Here is a 15,376-nt window from a genome sequence, read left to right as displayed (position 1 = left end):
CACCATGCTGCTTCTCACCCGTCGCCAGACGATCTTCGCCGCCATCGCGGCAAGCCTCGCCGGCCGCACCGCCTTCGCCCAATCGGCGCCCGCAAAGGTCCGCATCGCGCTCGACTGGACGCCCAACACCAACCATATCGGCATCTATGTCGCTAAGGAGAAAGGCTTCTATGCCGATGCCGGCCTCGATGTCGAAATTCTTCCCTTTGCCGATACCAGCGCCGGAACGCTGGTGTCCAACGGCGTTGCCGATTTCGGCATCAGCAGCGAGATCGAGACCCTCACGCAGCGCGCTGGCGGCGGTGACGTGAAGATGGTCTACGGCGTCGTCCAGACGGAAACCGCACGCCTGATCTTCAAGGGCGGACGTGACGACATCAAGAGCCCGAAAGACCTCGACGGCAAGACCTATGGCGGCTTTGGCGGCACCTGGGAGAGCGCGCTGATCTCCGCAATGATCCGCAATGATGGCGGCAAAGGCGACGTCAAGACCGTCACCCTCGGCACCTCCGCTTACGAGGCGCTGGACAATGGCTCGATCGACTTCACGCTGGAGATCTACACCTGGGAAGGCATCGCCGCCGAACTGGAAAACCGGAAAATCGGCCGCTTCCACTATTCCGATTATGGCATTCCCGACGAGCAGACGACGGTCATCGTCTCCAGCGACGCCTATCTCTCCGCAAGTCGGGAACACGCCCGCGCCTTCATCCAGGCGACACGAAAGGGTTATGCCTACTCCGTCGACCATCCCGACGAAGCCTGCGACCTGCTGATCTCTGGAAGCAACGGCGCACTGATGAATACGGAACTGGTGAAGGCCTCCCAGAAGGCATTGATCGAGGGGCACTTTCTGAAATCCGAGGCCGGCGTGATCGGTAGGCTCGACCCGGCAAAGGCCGAGGCCCTCGGCGGTTTCCTGATGGAGAATGGCATTCTGGTCGATGCCAATGGCGCCGCACTCAAGGAGAAGCCGGACTTTTCCACCTATTATACCAACGATCTTCTCGACTGAGCCCAACGCCTGCCTTGCCCGTCGCGGCTTTCCGCTGCAAAATCCGAGACCCGGAGCATGATGTCGTCCGAAAACCGCTCACACTTTTCGGCACCATGCTCTGGGCAGAGCGGGGAACAAGATGCGACAACAAGAGAGACTGGCCGGAGCGGACTTTCTGCGCGTAACGGCCTGTCTGCTGGTGCTCGCCCACCACTTCGCGCTGCGGCTGGATATGCACAGAATCCCTGATGAACTCGGACAGGCCGCAAACATCCTCCGCTTCGGCAATTTCGGCGTCGCCGTGTTCTTCGTGCTCAGCGGCTTTCTTCTTGCCCATCCCTTCTGGCGCGCGCTCGACGCGGGCAGCGACATGCCGAGCCTACGGCACTACACGATCCGCAGGATGGCCCGCATCGCTCCGGGCTTCTGGTTCGCCGCCACCATCGGCTTCGCCCTCAGCCTGACGCTGCTTGCCCTGCCGCTGACGCCTGAGCTTGTGCTCCGCTACGTCTCCGGGCTGCTGTTCATGAGCCAGTGGCATTGGCGCACCTTTTTTCCTGTCGAAGCCGACGGGCCGCTCTGGTCCATTCCCTTCGAGGTCACCAGTTATGTGCTCCTGCCGGTCTGCTTTCTCCTGCTGTTTCGTTTGCCATTCCTGAGGCAGCGCCCGTTGCTTGCCCGCTTCGCCTGGCTTTGCGTCATCACGAGCGTACTCCTCGCCCATCTGCTGATCCTGACCGTCTTTCCGCTCGACGACATCGAACGCGGCTGGCAGTACGGCCTGCAAGGCGGGGCGAAGGAGTGGATGCCGAGATATAATCCGATCGGCTTCTTCGCCGTCTTCGCGCTCGGCGCGCTTGCCGCCGGCGTCGAGGTCATGCTGCCAAGAAGGCGCTCCTCCTGGTTCGATGCCGCAGCGCTCCTCGGCCTCGCCATTGCCGCCTACCGCCTCGTCATATCGCCCGGCGGCTCCTCCGAAGCTTACGGCTGGCTCGAAATCCCCTATGGCTTTCCGGTCTTTCCGCTGGCGGTCGCAACGGCGCTCGTTTCGCTCAGTCATTCGCAACACCTGGGCAGGCTCCTCGACAATGCTCCGGTACGCTATATCGCGAAGATCTCCTTTGGCATCTATATCTGGCAGGAGATCATCCTGTTATTGATCCAGAGGCTCGATCGGGGCTCGTTCGGCTTTTCCTCTGAAAATGTGGTCACCGGCTGGCTGCAATCTTGCGGACTGGCGGCAGCGCTCATCCTACTCATCGCAAGCCTCAGCTACCACCTGTTGGAAAGACCGGCGATCCATTTCGGAAACCGGCTGACATCTCGTCAACCCAATCGGGCTACTCCTTTCAAAGTATAAATTCCCGGTAATCGCAACTACAGGCATTAAGGTTAACGCCGAATACTCCCATTTTTGGCGTCTTTAGGGTTATCAAATTCTTATTTATACCGATGACAAACGATACGTGACCATGTATTTGTCTCCATGTTGCTCAGTATCGCATATAAACTTGTGGACCTTGCGTAATGAATGCTTTTACTTCGAAGACGAATCCACGCTTCGATCCGTCTCAGCGTCACGACAAAACCAAGACCCTGGTTATAGCGAACTCCAACATTCGCCAGCCGGATAGCTTTTCCATTATCGAAAGAAAGATGGCTGTGCGGCTCGGCGTGAAGCGGTTGATCGACATCGTCGCCTCAGTCAGCGCTCTCATCGTGCTGGCGCCGCTTTTTCTGGCAATCGCTCTTTTCATCAAACTCGACGATGGTGGTCCGGTGTTTTTCCGCCAAATCCGCTGGGGGCTGAACGGTCGGAAGATCACAGTCTTCAAGTTCCGGTCGATGCGCGCGGAAGCTTGCGATCCGAGCGGCATTCAACAGACCGTCAAGGGCGACAGCCGGGTGACCGGCATCGGCGCGCTGCTCCGCAAGACCAATATCGACGAGCTGCCGCAGCTTTTCAACGTTCTCAGGGGTGAGATGTCGTTGGTCGGCCCGCGCTGCCACGCCATCAATATGCGGGCGGCCGGCCGGCTCTACGAGGAACTGGTGCCGGACTACCACCACCGCCACATCATGCGCCCCGGCATCACCGGTCTTGCGCAGACACGCGGCTGGCGCGGCCCGACGGCACGCCCGCTGGAAGCGCGCGCTCGCATTGCCTGCGATATTTATTATGTCAGGAATTTCAGCCTGCTGCTCGACTTGAAGATCCTGTTCAAGACGGTCGTCATCGAGCTGCGGGGTGGCACCGGCTTCTGAGACGATCCGGCACGTCGGCAAGCGGCCTATCGGCCGCTTCTTCATTTCATTTCAAGCCAGAGAAACAGACACAAAAAAAGGCGGCCGTGAAGCCGCCTTTCATCGTCGCAGCCGGTTGCGATCAATCCTGTTGAACGACGCCGCGCAGATGCGTCAGTTCCATGATGAAGTGCTCGAGCTTCGACTTGTGCTCGTGCAGTTCGGCATGTTCGAGTTCCTTGCGGGCGGCCTCGATGCGGCGCGTCAGTTCGTCCTTATGGAGTTCCTCGACCGGAACCGCGGATTCGGCAAGCAATGTGCAGCCGGTCGGCAGGATATCGGCAAAACCGCCGAATACCACGTAGTCCTGCTTCTTGCCGGAGGCCGAACGCACGCTCACGACACCCGGCTTGATCGTCGTCATCGTCGGCGCATGGTTTGCCATGACCGTCATCTCGCCTTCAGTCGCGGGGATGACGACCTCGGTCACCATCTCCGACAGCAGCAGACGCTCCGGCGAAACGAGCTCAAAGTTGAAATTGTCAGCCATCAGTGACTTACCTTCTCGGCTACGGCTTTCGCATCTTGCAATTTAGTCCCGCAGAACGGGCAGTGCATTATCGCTTGGTCGAGATAACCGAGGCCTTCCTCGCTTTGGACCAGACCCACCACCATCATCAGCACGCCATTATCGGCGCGATAGACGGTCGGCGCTGCTGGTTCCGGAAGATCCGCCACGACCCCTTTCAAGGAGTCGCAGCAGAATATCTCGTCTAGCGCATCGCTCATTAAGCAGCTGCGAGCTTCTTGGCCTTTTCGACCGCTTCTTCCATCGAGCCGACCATGTAGAAGGCAGCTTCCGGCAGATGATCGTATTCGCCGTTGACGAGGCCCTTGAAGCCCTTGATCGTGTCTTCGAGAGCAACCAGCTTGCCCGGCGAACCGGTGAAGACTTCGGCGACGAAGAACGGCTGTGACAGGAAACGCTCGATCTTGCGGGCGCGGGCGACGGCAATCTTGTCCTCTTCGGACAGTTCGTCCATGCCAAGAATGGCGATGATGTCCTGCAGGGCCTTGTAGCGCTGCAGCGTCGACTGGACCTTACGGGCGACGTCGTAATGTTCTTCCCCGACGACCATCGGATCAAGCATGCGCGACGTGGAGTCGAGCGGATCGACCGCTGGGTAGATACCCTTTTCCGCGATCGAGCGCGACAGAACCGTCGTTGCGTCAAGGTGAGCAAACGAGGTCGCCGGCGCCGGGTCGGTCAAGTCGTCGGCCGGAACGTAAATGGCCTGAACCGAGGTGATCGAGCCGGTCGTCGTCGTCGTAATGCGCTCCTGCATCTGGCCCATGTCGGTTGCAAGCGTCGGCTGATAACCGACGGCAGACGGGATGCGGCCGAGCAGAGCCGACACTTCGGAACCTGCCTGCGTGAAGCGGAAGATGTTGTCGACGAAGAACAGAACGTCCTGGCCTTGGTCGCGGAAGTGTTCGGCAACCGTCAGGCCGGTCAGGGCGACGCGGGCGCGGGCACCCGGCGGTTCGTTCATCTGACCGTAAACAAGTGCCGCCTTCGAGCCTTCGCCGCCGCCATGCTTGTTGACGTTCGATTCGATCATTTCGTGGTAGAGGTCGTTGCCTTCGCGGGTGCGTTCACCGACGCCTGCGAAAACCGAGTAACCACCATGCGCCTTGGCGACGTTGTTGATCAGTTCCATGATCAGAACGGTCTTGCCGACGCCGGCGCCGCCGAAGAGGCCGATCTTGCCGCCGCGTGCGTAGGGAGCCAGAAGATCGACGACCTTGATGCCGGTGACGAGGATCTGCGATTCCGTCGACTGCTCGACATAGGACGGCGCATCCTGGTGGATGGCGCGCTTGTGAGCGGTGACCAGCGGACCGGCTTCGTCGACCGGCTCGCCGATGACGTTCATGATGCGGCCGAGCGTCTCGTTGCCGACCGGAACCATGATCGGAGCGCCGGTATCAGCGACTTCCTGGCCGCGAACGAGACCTTCGCTCGAATCCATCGCGATCGTACGGACGACATTTTCGCCAAGGTGCTGCGCAACTTCGAGAACCAGGCGGTTGCCGTTGTTGCTGGTTTCCAGCGCGTTCAGGATCTTCGGCAGTTCGCCTTCGAACGCAACGTCGACGACGGCGCCGATAACCTGGGTGACTCTGCCGACAGAGCCGATCTTGGGGGTAGCTGCCTCAGCCATTTTCTGACCCTCTTTTCCTAGCCTCAGAGCGCTTCCGCGCCCGAAATGATTTCAATGAGTTCCTTGGTGATCTGCGCCTGACGCTGGCGGTTGTAGCTCAGCGTCAGCTTGTTGATCATCTCACCGGCATTACGCGTCGCATTGTCCATAGCGCTCATCTTGGCGCCCATCTCGCCCGCGACGTTCTCAAGGAGCGCGCGGAAGACCTGGACGGAGATGTTGCGCGGGATCAGATCTTCGAGGATCGATGCCGGATCCGGCTCGTATTCGTAGACGGCGCCTGCATGTGCGGCATCTTCGGTCTGCACAGCTCCCGTTGAAGCCGGGATGAGCTGCTGCGCCGTCGGAATCTGGCTGATCACCGATTTGAACTCGGAATAGAACAGCGTGCAGACGTCGAACTCGCCGGCAGCATACATCTCGATGACGCGCTTGCCGATCTGGTCCGCATTCTCGAAGCCGACGCGCTTGACGTCGCGCAATTCCTTGCGCTCGATGATCAGCGAGGCGAATTCGCGGCGAAGGATGTCGTGACCCTTCTTGCCGACGGTGAAGATCTTCACCGTCTTGCCTTCGGCAAGCAGCTTGCGGACATGTTCGCGTGCAAAGCGTGCGATCTGCGAATTGAAACCGCCGCAAAGACCACGTTCGGCCGTGCAGACCACCAGCAGATGGACCTTGTCCTGGCCGGTGCCGGTCATCAGCGTCGGTGCGCCGTCGGCATCGGTGACGGCCTTGGCGATGTTCGCCAGAACCGCACCCATGCGCTGCGAATAAGGCCGGGCGGCCTCGGCCGCCTCCTGCGCACGCCGAAGCTTCGCCGCGGCGACCATTTTCATCGCCTTGGTGATCTTCTGCGTCGCCTTGACGGAGGCGATCCGGTTTTTCAGATCCTTAAGTGAAGGCATCCGTGATCCGTCCTAACTTAGGGCCTGATTATGAGAAAGACTTTGCGAAGCTATCGAGAGCAGCGGTGAGCTTGCCCTTGGTATCGTCGCTGATTGCCTTTTCCGTGCGGATCGCGTCGAGGATGGCGGAGCCTTCCGAACGCAGATATGAGAGGAAGCCCTGCTCGAACTTGCCGACCGAAGCGACCGGCAGCTTGTCGAGATAGCCGTTGACGCCAGCAAAGATCACGGCGACCTGCTCTTCCGTCTTCAGCGGCGAGAACTGCGGCTGCTTCAGGAGTTCGGTCAGGCGTGCGCCGCGGTTCAGCAGGCGCTGCGTCGCAGCGTCGAGGTCCGAACCGAACTGGGCGAAGGCGGCCATTTCGCGATACTGGGCGAGTTCGCCCTTGATCGAGCCGGCAACCTGCTTCATCGCCTTGATCTGCGCCGACGAGCCGACGCGGGAAACCGACAGACCGACGTTCACGGCCGGGCGGATACCCTGGTAGAACAGGTCTGTTTCAAGGAAGATCTGGCCATCGGTGATCGAGATGACGTTGGTCGGAATGAAGGCCGACACGTCGTTGCCCTGCGTTTCGATGACCGGCAGAGCGGTTAGCGAACCGGCGCCCTTGTCGTCGTTCATCTTCGCAGCACGCTCGAGCAGACGCGAGTGCAGATAGAAAACGTCGCCCGGATAGGCTTCGCGGCCCGGCGGGCGGCGCAACAGCAGCGACATCTGGCGGTAGGACACGGCCTGCTTGGACAGGTCGTCGTAACCGATCAGCGCATGCATGCCGTTGTCACGGAAATATTCGCCCATGGCGCAGCCGGCAAACGGAGCCAGGAACTGCATCGGCGCCGGATCGGAAGCGGTGGCGGCAACGATGATCGAATACTTCAGCGCGCCGCGCTCTTCGAGCACCTTGACGAACTGGGCGACGGTCGAACGCTTCTGACCGACGGCGACGTAGACGCAGTAAAGCTTTTCGCCTTCCGGACCGTTGTCGTGAATGGCCTTCTGGTTGAGGAAGGCATCGAGAAGGATCGCGGTCTTGCCGGTCTGGCGGTCACCGATAACCAGCTCGCGCTGGCCGCGGCCGACCGGGATCAGCGCGTCGATGGCCTTGAGGCCGGTCGACATCGGCTCATGAACCGACTTGCGCGGAATGATGCCGGGAGCCTTGACGTCGACGCGCGAACGGCGCGTCGCGTTGATCGGGCCCTTGCCGTCGATCGGATTGCCGAGCGCGTCGACGACGCGGCCGAGCAGTTCCGGACCGACCGGAACGTCAACGATGGCGCCGGTCCGCTTGACGGTGTCGCCTTCCTTGATGTCGCGGTCGGAGCCGAAGATGACGACGCCGACATTGTCGGATTCGAGGTTCAGCGCCATGCCGCGGATGCCGCCCGGGAACTCGACCATTTCGCCGGCCTGGACATTGTCCAGACCATAGACACGAGCGATACCGTCACCGACGGAGAGAACCTGGCCGACTTCCGAGACTTCTGCCTCTTTGCCGAAATTTTTAATCTGGTCTTTGAGAATTGCGGAAATTTCCGCGGCGCGGATATCCATCAGCCAACCTCTTTCAATGCGAGCTTAAGGGTAGAGAGTTTGGTACGAAGAGACGTATCAATCTGACGGGACCCGACCTTCACGATCAGACCACCAAGAATTGACGGATCAACCGTGACGGCAATCGTCACGTCTTTGCCGGTAACGCTCTTGAGTGCCACCTTCAATTCGGTTTCCTGCGCTTGCGAAAGCGCATGCGCCGAGGTGACCTCGGCGGAGATTTCACCGCGATGGTTCGCGGCGATGATGCGGAAGGCCTTGATCATGCCCGGCAGGGCGAACAGGCGGCGGTTACGCGCCACGACCTTCAGGAAATTGGCGAAGAAACCGCTGATGCCGGCCTTCTCGCTGATGGCGACGATCGCCTTCAGCTGGTCTTCAGCGGAAAAAACCGGGCTTGCGACGAAGCGCTTCAGATCGGCGCTCTCATCCAGCATCGCCTGGAAACGGTCAAGATCGGCGGTGACGCTATCGACGGCGCCCTGCTCGAGCGCCAATTCGAAAAGCGACGAGGCATAGCGCTCTGTAACACCAGAAGTAAGCTGGGACGTGTCTGCCACTGGCACAAATTTCCCTGATTTCAACCCAAAATCCGGCTCTCGGCGGGCGCCGAACCTATGATCTTGAATTCGTTTTGATTTCCCCCAGAAATCACAAGAGAAGCCTCTTGCTTCTTCCGAAATTCGGGGTCCGTCTAACATAGGATGTTCGGACTCGCAACACGCGTAATGCCCGAATACGCCTTTCACATGAATTTCTGTCTGCAAAATCGCGCAATGGCCTGAAAGCAGGCCGAAGACGCCGTCTGCCGGCAGCGAGAGTCACGTCTGGATGAAGCCGAAAACGTAGAGCAGCGGTAGCGCGGCCAAAGCGATCTGTACAACCAGGAGTAAATAGTTGACGAGATTACTCCCCTTATCGGACAGGATCGAGATGACGCGGGCAAAGGCAGCCATCGCGAAGGAGGCGCCGAGCGCCATATAGATCCAGTCCTGGGCGAGCATGATCGCCGACAGCCCGAAGCCGAGATAGAAACCGCCCATCGAGCGCCCCTCGCCGAAGCCTTCCGGCCGCCCCTCCTGCGCCTGCAGACCGAGAAGACGGAAAGCCTGGCCCGGCGCGAACATCATGATGAAGCCGGCGAGCGCCGTGAAAGCGGCGGAGCAAAAGGCAAGCTGCTCGCCAAACTCGGTCGGAAAGTAAAACTCCATGCATCAGCCCCAAATCACCCGGATGAATCAGTGTTTTATGGCATGCGCCGAAAAAGGAGGGAATGGCGGCCTTATTTGATTTAGAGAAAACTCTGCGGATCGATATCCAGCTGCACCTGCACCGATCCGCGCTCTTTGGGCGATTGCGACAGCATCGCCCGCAGGAACCCTTGCATGTCAGAGTTCCGCCGGCCGTGCACTAATAGACGGAAGCGGTGGCGGCCGCGCACCAGCGCGAGCGGCGCTTCGGCCGGGCCGAGCACCGAGATGCCCGACACCTGCGGCGCGGCGTTGCGCATGCCGCGCGCGTGGTTTTCGGCGTCGTGGCGGGTTTCGGCCGAAACGATGATCGAGGCGAGCCTGCCGAAGGGCGGCAACAGGGCGCGTTCGCGTTCGGTGATCTCGCGCTCGTAGAAAGCGTCGGAATCGCCGGAAACGATCGCCTGCATGACAGGATGCTGCGGCTGGTAGGTCTGCAGCAACCCATGACTCTTGAGGCCGGTGCGCCCGGCCCGGCCCGTCACCTGCGATAAAAGCTGGAAGGTGCGCTCGGCCGCGCGCGGGTCGCCATTGGCAAGGCCGAGATCGGCATCGACGATGCCGACCAGCGTCATCAGCGGAAAATTGTGGCCCTTGGCGACGAGCTGGGTGCCGATGACGATATCGGCCTCGCCCTTGGCGATCGCTTCCAGCTCCAGCCGCAGCCGCTTCACCCCGCCCATGATATCGGACGAGAGAACGATCGTTCGCGCCTCCGGGAAATGCCGTTCCACCTCCTCGGCGATGCGCTCGACGCCTGGCCCGCAGGCGACGAGATGGTCGAGCGTGCCGCATTCCGGGCAGGCCTCCGGCGTGCGCTCGGCATGGCCGCATTGATGGCATTGCAGCTGCTTGCGGAAACGATGCTCCACCAGCCAGCTCGAACATTGCGGGCATTGGAACCGGTGGCCGCAGACCCGGCAGAGCGTCAGCGGCGCATAACCGCGCCGGTTGAGAAACAGCAGCGCCTGTTCGCGCTTTTCCACCGTCTTGCCGATCGCCCGGATCAGCACCGGCGACAGGAAGCCGCCCCGCTCCGGCGCGTGCCTGCGCATATCGACCAGATGCAGGTCCGGCATCGCCGCATCGCCGAAACGCGTCGGCAGGTGGACGGTGCTGTAGCGGCCGCTCTGGCCGTTGACCTGACTTTCGACCGACGGCGTCGCCGACACCAGGATGACGGGGAAATCGCCGATGCGGCCGCGCACGACGGCCATGTCGCGAGCGTTGTAGAAGACGCGATCCTCCTGCTTGTAGGCGGGATCGTGTTCCTCGTCGACGATGATCAGGCCGAGATCCTCGAAGGGCAGGAAGAGCGCCGAGCGGGCGCCCGCCACGACGCGCACTTCGCCGGTCACCGCCTGGCGCCAGACCTTTTCGCGCATACGCGGCGCAAGATCGGAATGCCATTCGGCCGGCTTTGCCCCGAAGCGGTCCTGAAAGCGCTCCATGAAACTGGCCGTCAGCGCGATCTCCGGCAGCAGGATCAGCACCTGCTTGCCGCGTTTCAGCGTCTCGGCAATCGCCTCGAAGTAGACCTCGGTCTTGCCGGAGCCGGTTACCCCGTCGATCAGCGACACCGAAAATTCGCACTTGCGGACGTCGGAAACGATCTCCTCGGCCGCTTGCCTTTGCGGCCCTTCGAGACGTGCTGCCGCAAAATCCGGATCCGGCATCGCAACCACCGGGGGCGGCGGCAGGAATATCGCCTCAAAAATGCCGAGCGTGATCAGCCCGTCGACGACACTCGTCGAGACACCCGCCGCATGCGCAAGGCCGCTGCGTGTCCAGGAAAAGCCGTCGGAGGCCGTATCGAGCACCCGGGCGCGCGCCGGCGTCATCCGCTCCGGTTCGCCGCCGACGAGCTTCAACCCCTCCACCATCGGTTCCGGTTCGAAAGCGTTCGGCGCCCGGAGCGCCATGCGCGCGACGAGGCCGGGCGGCGAGAGCGTATAGGTCGCCACCCAATCGATGAAATCCCGCATTTCCCTGGCAAGCGGCGGGCAGTCGAAGACATGGCTGATCGGCCGAAGCTTCTTCGGATCGACGCCGTCCTCGCCGCCGTCCCAGACGACGCCGATCACCTGCCGCGGCCCGAGCGGCACCTGCACGACCGAGCCGGGCTCGACCGCCATGCCATCCGGCACCGAATAGGAATAGGGTTTTGGCGCCGGCATCGGCACCAGCACGGGAACCGTTCGGTTCGCGGGCGGTGCCTCGAAAAGCGCGCCAAAGAGATCGGACGAATCTGTGCTCATCGCGCGAGACCATGCCCGCAAATTGACGGAATTGGAACCGCAAAGACGCAGCGACGCGTTCCGGGTCGTCTCGACGATTTAAACAGTGAAGGTCAGGAATTGCGCTTCACCTGGCAAGGCGGGCGCCACTGCCGGAAGTGGCTTCACTTGTCTCGGCGTTGCGCTGCCGCAGTCGCAGGATCGCCGATGCCTCGCGCGGATTGGGCGGCAGGACAGCGTTCTTCAACGCGATCGAATAGGCGTGTTTCGGATGTTCGAGCACGTCCCTGGCATCGCCGCTCTCCACCACCACGCCCTTGCGCATGATCACCACGCGGTCGGAAATGTAATAGGCGGTCGCAAGATCATGGGTGATGTAGACGATCGAAACGTTGAGAGCATCACGCAGATCGCGGAAGAGATTGACGATCGACATGCGAAGCGATGCGTCGACCATCGAGACCGGCTCGTCCGCCACGATCAGCTTCGGCTCGGGTATCAGCGCACGGGCGACGGCGATGCGCTGCAACTGCCCGCCTGAAAGCTCGTGCGAGAAGCGGCCTTTTATCTCCGCCATCGACAGGCCGACGCGTTGGAGGGCAATGTCGGCAAGCGCCTCTTTCTCGGCGCGGCTCTTTGCTCCCTTGAAGCGATGGGCGGTGGCCAGCAGATACTCGTCGATCCGCGTCAGCGGATTGAAAGCTTCAAACGGATTTTGAAAGACCGGCTGGACCTTGGCCATGAAAGCCTCGCGATCCCTGCGGGAACGCACCGCCTTCACATCCGTACCGTCGAAATGAATGCTTCCCCGGTCGGCCTTTTCGCTGCCGAGGATCATCTTCGCCAGCGTCGATTTTCCGGAGCCGGATTCGCCGACGATCGTGAATATCTCAGGCTTGTCGGCGGTAAGGGCAAAGGTGACATCGTCGACCGCTTTCATCTTTTCGCGCGAGAAGAAACCGCCGATCGGAAAGAGCTTGGTGACATGGTCGAGTTCGAGAAGGAAATGGCTGCTCATTGGATCTGATACTCCCCGGCACGGAAGCACGCGACCCGCCCTCCCGTGGCGCTCGGCAGCATGGCCGGCACTTCACGTGCGCATTTGTCGATCGCGATCGGACAGCGCGGATGGAAACGGCATCCCGAAGGCGGATCCGAAAGTGCCGGCGGCTTGCCCCTGAGGCTCTTTCGCGTCGAGACGTCGCCAATGCGCGGCAGGCTGCCGATCAGGTGGACGGTGTAGGGATGCTGGGGATTGTCGAAGATCGCCTGCGTCGGTCCCTCCTCCGCCAGCCGTCCCGCATACATGATGGCCAGCCGGTCGGTGATGGCGGCATGCACCGACATGTCGTGGGTCACGAAGATGACCGAGGACTGCAGGCGGGCCTGCACTTCCTTGATCAGCGCCAGAACGTCCTGCTGCACGAGCACGTCGAGCGCCGTCGTCGGCTCGTCGGCGATGATAAATTCCGGCTCGCAGACAGTGGCCAGAGCAATCGTCAGACGCTGGCGCATGCCGCCGGAGAGCTGATGCGGAAAGGCTTCGAGCACATGCGGATCGAGATGCAGCCTGGCAAGATGCGCCTCGACGCGCGCCCGGAAGGCGGCGGGATCGAGGTTCATATGGCGGGAGGCGAAATCGGTGAAGGCGTGTTTGACCCTTCTGACCGGGTTCAGCACGTTCATCGAGCCCTGCATGATGTAGGAAAGGTGACGCCAGCGTGCCGCCTTCATCTTCGCCGGTTCGCCATAGACATCGATCGGACCGCCGGCAAAATTGAATTTCACCGTTCCGCCGACGACGCGCATCGGCGGACGGATGGCGCCGGCAAGCGTCTTGATCAGCGATGTCTTGCCGCTCGAGGACTCGCCGGCAATGCCGTAGATCTCGTTCCTGCGGATGGTCAGGCTGATATCGTCGACGGCACGGATCTCCCGCCGCACGCCGAAATAATCATTGACGTAATAACATTTCAGCCCGTCGATCGTCAGCGCGTCCGTGGCGTTTTCGGCAAGGGTCAAAGGCTGCGTCCTCATCAGGTTCTGCATTTCCTCAAGCTCCCATGCGGGCGAGCCGCGAGCGCGGGTCGATATATTCGTTCACCGACATGGCGAGCATGAACAGGCCGAGGAACAGGATGACGACGAAGAGCATCGGAAAGGCGACCCACCACCATATGCCCGATACCATCGCGGAATGCGCATTGGCCCAGTAGATCATGCCGCCGATCGTCGGCCGGTTGATGTCGGAAAATCCGAGCACCGAGAGCGTCACCTCGAGACCGATCGCCCAGATCATGTTGTTCATCGTCGTGAAGAAGACGATCGGCATGACATAGGGCAGGTGTTCGCGGATGAGGATCTGCGGTGTGCGCATGCCCGAAAAGACCGCGTGCCGGGTGAATTCCCGCTGACGGAGAGACAAGGCGACGGAACGGATCAGGCGGCTGTCGTGTGTCCATCCGAGCAGCGCTGCGGTGATCGCCAGCATGAACCACGTCATCTGGTCGCGGAGCACGAAGACCAGAAGCAGCAGGATCGGAATGTTCGGCAGTGCGCCGAGCGTATCGTTGACCGCCATGATGATCTGGTCGGTTCGCCCACCGATATAGCCGGAGATCAGCCCGACGGCGATGGCGATGATGCGGCTGACGAAGGCGACGATGATACCGAAGAACAGCGTATTGCGCATCGAGGCGGCGATCTGCCAGAAAACCTCCTGGCCGCGCGAGGTGGTGCCGAGCCAGAATTCGGCCGAAGGGGGCATGTCGGGCGCAACGACATAGATAGCATTCTCGTCATAGGGCGAGAAGAACGACGCCACGATCAGCGCCAGGATGATAGCGATCAGGATGGTTCCGAGCAGGAACTCCTTGTTGTAGCGCAGCAGGTCTCTGAGGACTTTGAACATCACGGATTACCCCAGTTTCACGCGTGGATCGATCAGCGGATAGATGATGTCGATCACGAAGACCGCGGCGGCAACCGCGATGATGGCGATGGTGGTGACACCGAGCACGAGGCTGTAATCGCCGGAATAGATGCCGGAGATCAGAAGCTTGCCGATCCCTGGATAATTGAAGACGAACTCGACGATGACGGCGCCGCCAAAGACGTTTCCGAGACTGAGCGCCAGGCCGGTGACCTGCGGCAGCATGGCGTTGCGCGCCACATATTGCGAAAAGATGCTGCGCGAGCGCACGCCGCCAAGTTCGGCATAGACGACGTGGTCGTCGGTGACGATGTTGGAAACCAGAGAGCGCATCGAGATGAACCAGCCGCCGATGCCGACGAGCACGAGGGTCAGGGCCGGCAGGATGCCGTGTTCGATCACCGAGCTGATGAAGGCCCAGTTGAAGGCCGGCGCGAGGTTGACCTGCGCGCCGTCGCTGATCGGCAGGATCGGCCAGATGAAACCGAAGAGGATCACCAGGCTGAGACCGATGATGTAGGTTGGGATCGGCTGCAGCGCCATGATGACGATGCCGGTAACCTTCAGCAGCCTGCTGCTGCGGAAATAGCCGGCAAGCGCGCCGAGAAAATTGCCGATGATCCAGGAAATGATCGTTGCGAGCGTCAGAAGCCCGACGGTCCAGGGCAGTGCACGGCCGATGACGGTCATGACGGGGGTCGGAAAAGAGGAAAGCGACGGGCCGAAATCGCCGGTCAGGACGCGGCCCCAGAAGGTGAAATACTGGTCGAGCAGCGGTCCGCCGGTGCCGTAGAGCTCGCGCAGCGATTCGCGAAGGATTTCGACGGCCTGCGGATCGGTAGAGCCGAAGCTCGTCAACAGCGATACGGTCTGCTCGATCGGATCGACCGGCGAAAAATGCGCGATCAGGAAGGCCAGCGTGATGCCGGTGAAGACCACGAAGAGAAATTGCAGAAAGCGTTTTGCCGCATAGATCAGAAAGCCGTTCATGACATCGACCTTTCAATAGCAGAACGGGAACAGCC

The 15,376-nt window shown here is 61.0% G+C and carries 15 protein-coding genes; 3 read left to right on the top strand and 12 right to left on the bottom strand.

The genetic code is table 11. The features are described 5' to 3' along the window. The first annotated feature begins 4 nt into the window (after positions 1-4). The 3 genes from HFO71_RS15820 to HFO71_RS15810 all read left to right on the top strand — a co-directional run bounded on the left by HFO71_RS15820 (position 5) and on the right by HFO71_RS15810 (position 3,262). Complete coding sequence (locus HFO71_RS15820) at positions 5-1,015, top strand: ABC transporter substrate-binding protein (protein WP_077977814.1); 1,011 nt, start codon at positions 5-7, stop codon at positions 1,013-1,015. 121 nt (positions 1,016-1,136) lie between these two features. Continuing rightward, a complete protein-coding gene (locus HFO71_RS15815) occupies positions 1,137-2,357 on the top strand; it encodes an acyltransferase family protein (protein WP_077977815.1) in 1,221 nt (406 codons plus the stop codon). A gap of 167 nt (positions 2,358-2,524) precedes the next feature. Further along, complete coding sequence (locus tag HFO71_RS15810; protein WP_027666858.1) at positions 2,525-3,262, top strand: sugar transferase; 738 nt, start codon at positions 2,525-2,527, stop codon at positions 3,260-3,262. 121 nt (positions 3,263-3,383) lie between these two features. Here HFO71_RS15810 and HFO71_RS15805 read toward each other — a convergent pair whose 3' ends face one another. The 12 genes from HFO71_RS15805 to HFO71_RS15750 all read right to left on the bottom strand — a co-directional run bounded on the left by HFO71_RS15805 (position 3,384) and on the right by HFO71_RS15750 (position 15,341). Further along, a complete protein-coding gene (locus HFO71_RS15805; protein ID WP_012759246.1) occupies positions 3,384-3,791 on the bottom strand; it encodes a F0F1 ATP synthase subunit epsilon in 408 nt (135 codons plus the stop codon). Next, positions 3,791-4,030, bottom strand: a complete 240-nt coding sequence (locus tag HFO71_RS15800) for a hypothetical protein (RefSeq protein ID WP_077977816.1) — start codon at positions 4,028-4,030, stop codon at positions 3,791-3,793. Before HFO71_RS15800 ends, HFO71_RS15805 begins: the two co-directional genes overlap by 1 nt. Beyond that, positions 4,030-5,466 (bottom strand): F0F1 ATP synthase subunit beta, encoded by a 1,437-nt coding sequence (atpD, locus tag HFO71_RS15795; RefSeq protein WP_025396265.1) that lies wholly within the window; start codon positions 5,464-5,466, stop codon positions 4,030-4,032. The genes HFO71_RS15800 and atpD overlap by 1 nt, the downstream gene beginning before the upstream one ends. Positions 5,467-5,489: 23 nt before the next feature. Next, positions 5,490-6,374 carry a F0F1 ATP synthase subunit gamma gene (locus HFO71_RS15790; RefSeq protein WP_062941232.1) on the bottom strand — a complete coding sequence of 295 codons (885 nt, stop codon included), beginning with the start codon at positions 6,372-6,374 and terminating at the stop codon, positions 5,490-5,492. A 28-nt stretch (positions 6,375-6,402) separates the two neighbouring features. Further along, positions 6,403-7,932, bottom strand: a complete 1,530-nt coding sequence (atpA, locus tag HFO71_RS15785; protein ID WP_003589851.1) for a F0F1 ATP synthase subunit alpha — start codon at positions 7,930-7,932, stop codon at positions 6,403-6,405. Further along, a complete protein-coding gene (locus tag HFO71_RS15780; RefSeq protein WP_221988228.1) occupies positions 7,932-8,498 on the bottom strand; it encodes a F0F1 ATP synthase subunit delta in 567 nt (188 codons plus the stop codon). Before HFO71_RS15780 ends, atpA begins: the two co-directional genes overlap by 1 nt. Positions 8,499-8,753: 255 nt before the next feature. Then, complete coding sequence (locus HFO71_RS15775; protein ID WP_077977817.1) at positions 8,754-9,143, bottom strand: AGROH133_08824 family phage infection protein; 390 nt, start codon at positions 9,141-9,143, stop codon at positions 8,754-8,756. Positions 9,144-9,223: 80 nt separating this feature from the next. After that, a complete protein-coding gene (locus HFO71_RS15770; RefSeq protein ID WP_077977818.1) occupies positions 9,224-11,440 on the bottom strand; it encodes a primosomal protein N' in 2,217 nt (738 codons plus the stop codon). Between the two features lie 106 nt (positions 11,441-11,546). Continuing rightward, a complete protein-coding gene (locus HFO71_RS15765; protein ID WP_077977819.1) occupies positions 11,547-12,437 on the bottom strand; it encodes an ABC transporter ATP-binding protein in 891 nt (296 codons plus the stop codon). Next, positions 12,434-13,456, bottom strand: a complete 1,023-nt coding sequence (locus tag HFO71_RS15760; protein ID WP_376774970.1) for an ABC transporter ATP-binding protein — start codon at positions 13,454-13,456, stop codon at positions 12,434-12,436. Before HFO71_RS15760 ends, HFO71_RS15765 begins: the two co-directional genes overlap by 4 nt. Before the next feature lie 16 nt (positions 13,457-13,472). Next, positions 13,473-14,330, bottom strand: coding sequence for an ABC transporter permease (locus tag HFO71_RS15755; protein WP_077977821.1), 858 nt, complete (start codon positions 14,328-14,330; stop codon positions 13,473-13,475). Between the two features lie 6 nt (positions 14,331-14,336). After that, positions 14,337-15,341 carry an ABC transporter permease gene (locus tag HFO71_RS15750; protein ID WP_077977822.1) on the bottom strand — a complete coding sequence of 335 codons (1,005 nt, stop codon included), beginning with the start codon at positions 15,339-15,341 and terminating at the stop codon, positions 14,337-14,339. Between the last annotated feature and the right edge of the window lie 35 nt (positions 15,342-15,376).

Source organism: Rhizobium laguerreae (assembly GCF_019778565.1).
Classification (GTDB): Bacteria; Pseudomonadota; Alphaproteobacteria; order Rhizobiales; family Rhizobiaceae; genus Rhizobium; species Rhizobium laguerreae.
The sequence above is the reverse complement of the archived record's forward strand: the minus strand, read 5'-3'. Positions and strand labels throughout refer to the sequence as shown.

Coding starts and splice junctions, on each gene's coding strand:
- HFO71_RS15790 (WP_062941232.1), bottom strand. CDS start 6,374: ATGCCTTCACTTAAGGATCTGAAAAACCGGATCGCCTCCGTCAAGGCG.
- atpD (WP_025396265.1), bottom strand. CDS start 5,466: ATGGCTGAGGCAGCTACCCCCAAGATCGGCTCTGTCGGCAGAGTCACC.
- HFO71_RS15820 (WP_077977814.1), top strand. CDS start 5: ATGCTGCTTCTCACCCGTCGCCAGACGATCTTCGCCGCCATCGCGGCA.
- HFO71_RS15810 (WP_027666858.1), top strand. CDS start 2,525: ATGAATGCTTTTACTTCGAAGACGAATCCACGCTTCGATCCGTCTCAG.
- HFO71_RS15755 (WP_077977821.1), bottom strand. CDS start 14,330: ATGTTCAAAGTCCTCAGAGACCTGCTGCGCTACAACAAGGAGTTCCTG.
- HFO71_RS15805 (WP_012759246.1), bottom strand. CDS start 3,791: ATGGCTGACAATTTCAACTTTGAGCTCGTTTCGCCGGAGCGTCTGCTG.
- HFO71_RS15815 (WP_077977815.1), top strand. CDS start 1,137: ATGCGACAACAAGAGAGACTGGCCGGAGCGGACTTTCTGCGCGTAACG.
- HFO71_RS15775 (WP_077977817.1), bottom strand. CDS start 9,143: ATGGAGTTTTACTTTCCGACCGAGTTTGGCGAGCAGCTTGCCTTTTGC.
- HFO71_RS15765 (WP_077977819.1), bottom strand. CDS start 12,437: ATGAGCAGCCATTTCCTTCTCGAACTCGACCATGTCACCAAGCTCTTT.
- HFO71_RS15770 (WP_077977818.1), bottom strand. CDS start 11,440: ATGAGCACAGATTCGTCCGATCTCTTTGGCGCGCTTTTCGAGGCACCG.
- atpA (WP_003589851.1), bottom strand. CDS start 7,932: ATGGATATCCGCGCCGCGGAAATTTCCGCAATTCTCAAAGACCAGATT.
- HFO71_RS15760 (WP_376774970.1), bottom strand. CDS start 13,456: ATGAGGACGCAGCCTTTGACCCTTGCCGAAAACGCCACGGACGCGCTG.
- HFO71_RS15800 (WP_077977816.1), bottom strand. CDS start 4,030: ATGAGCGATGCGCTAGACGAGATATTCTGCTGCGACTCCTTGAAAGGG.
- HFO71_RS15750 (WP_077977822.1), bottom strand. CDS start 15,341: ATGAACGGCTTTCTGATCTATGCGGCAAAACGCTTTCTGCAATTTCTC.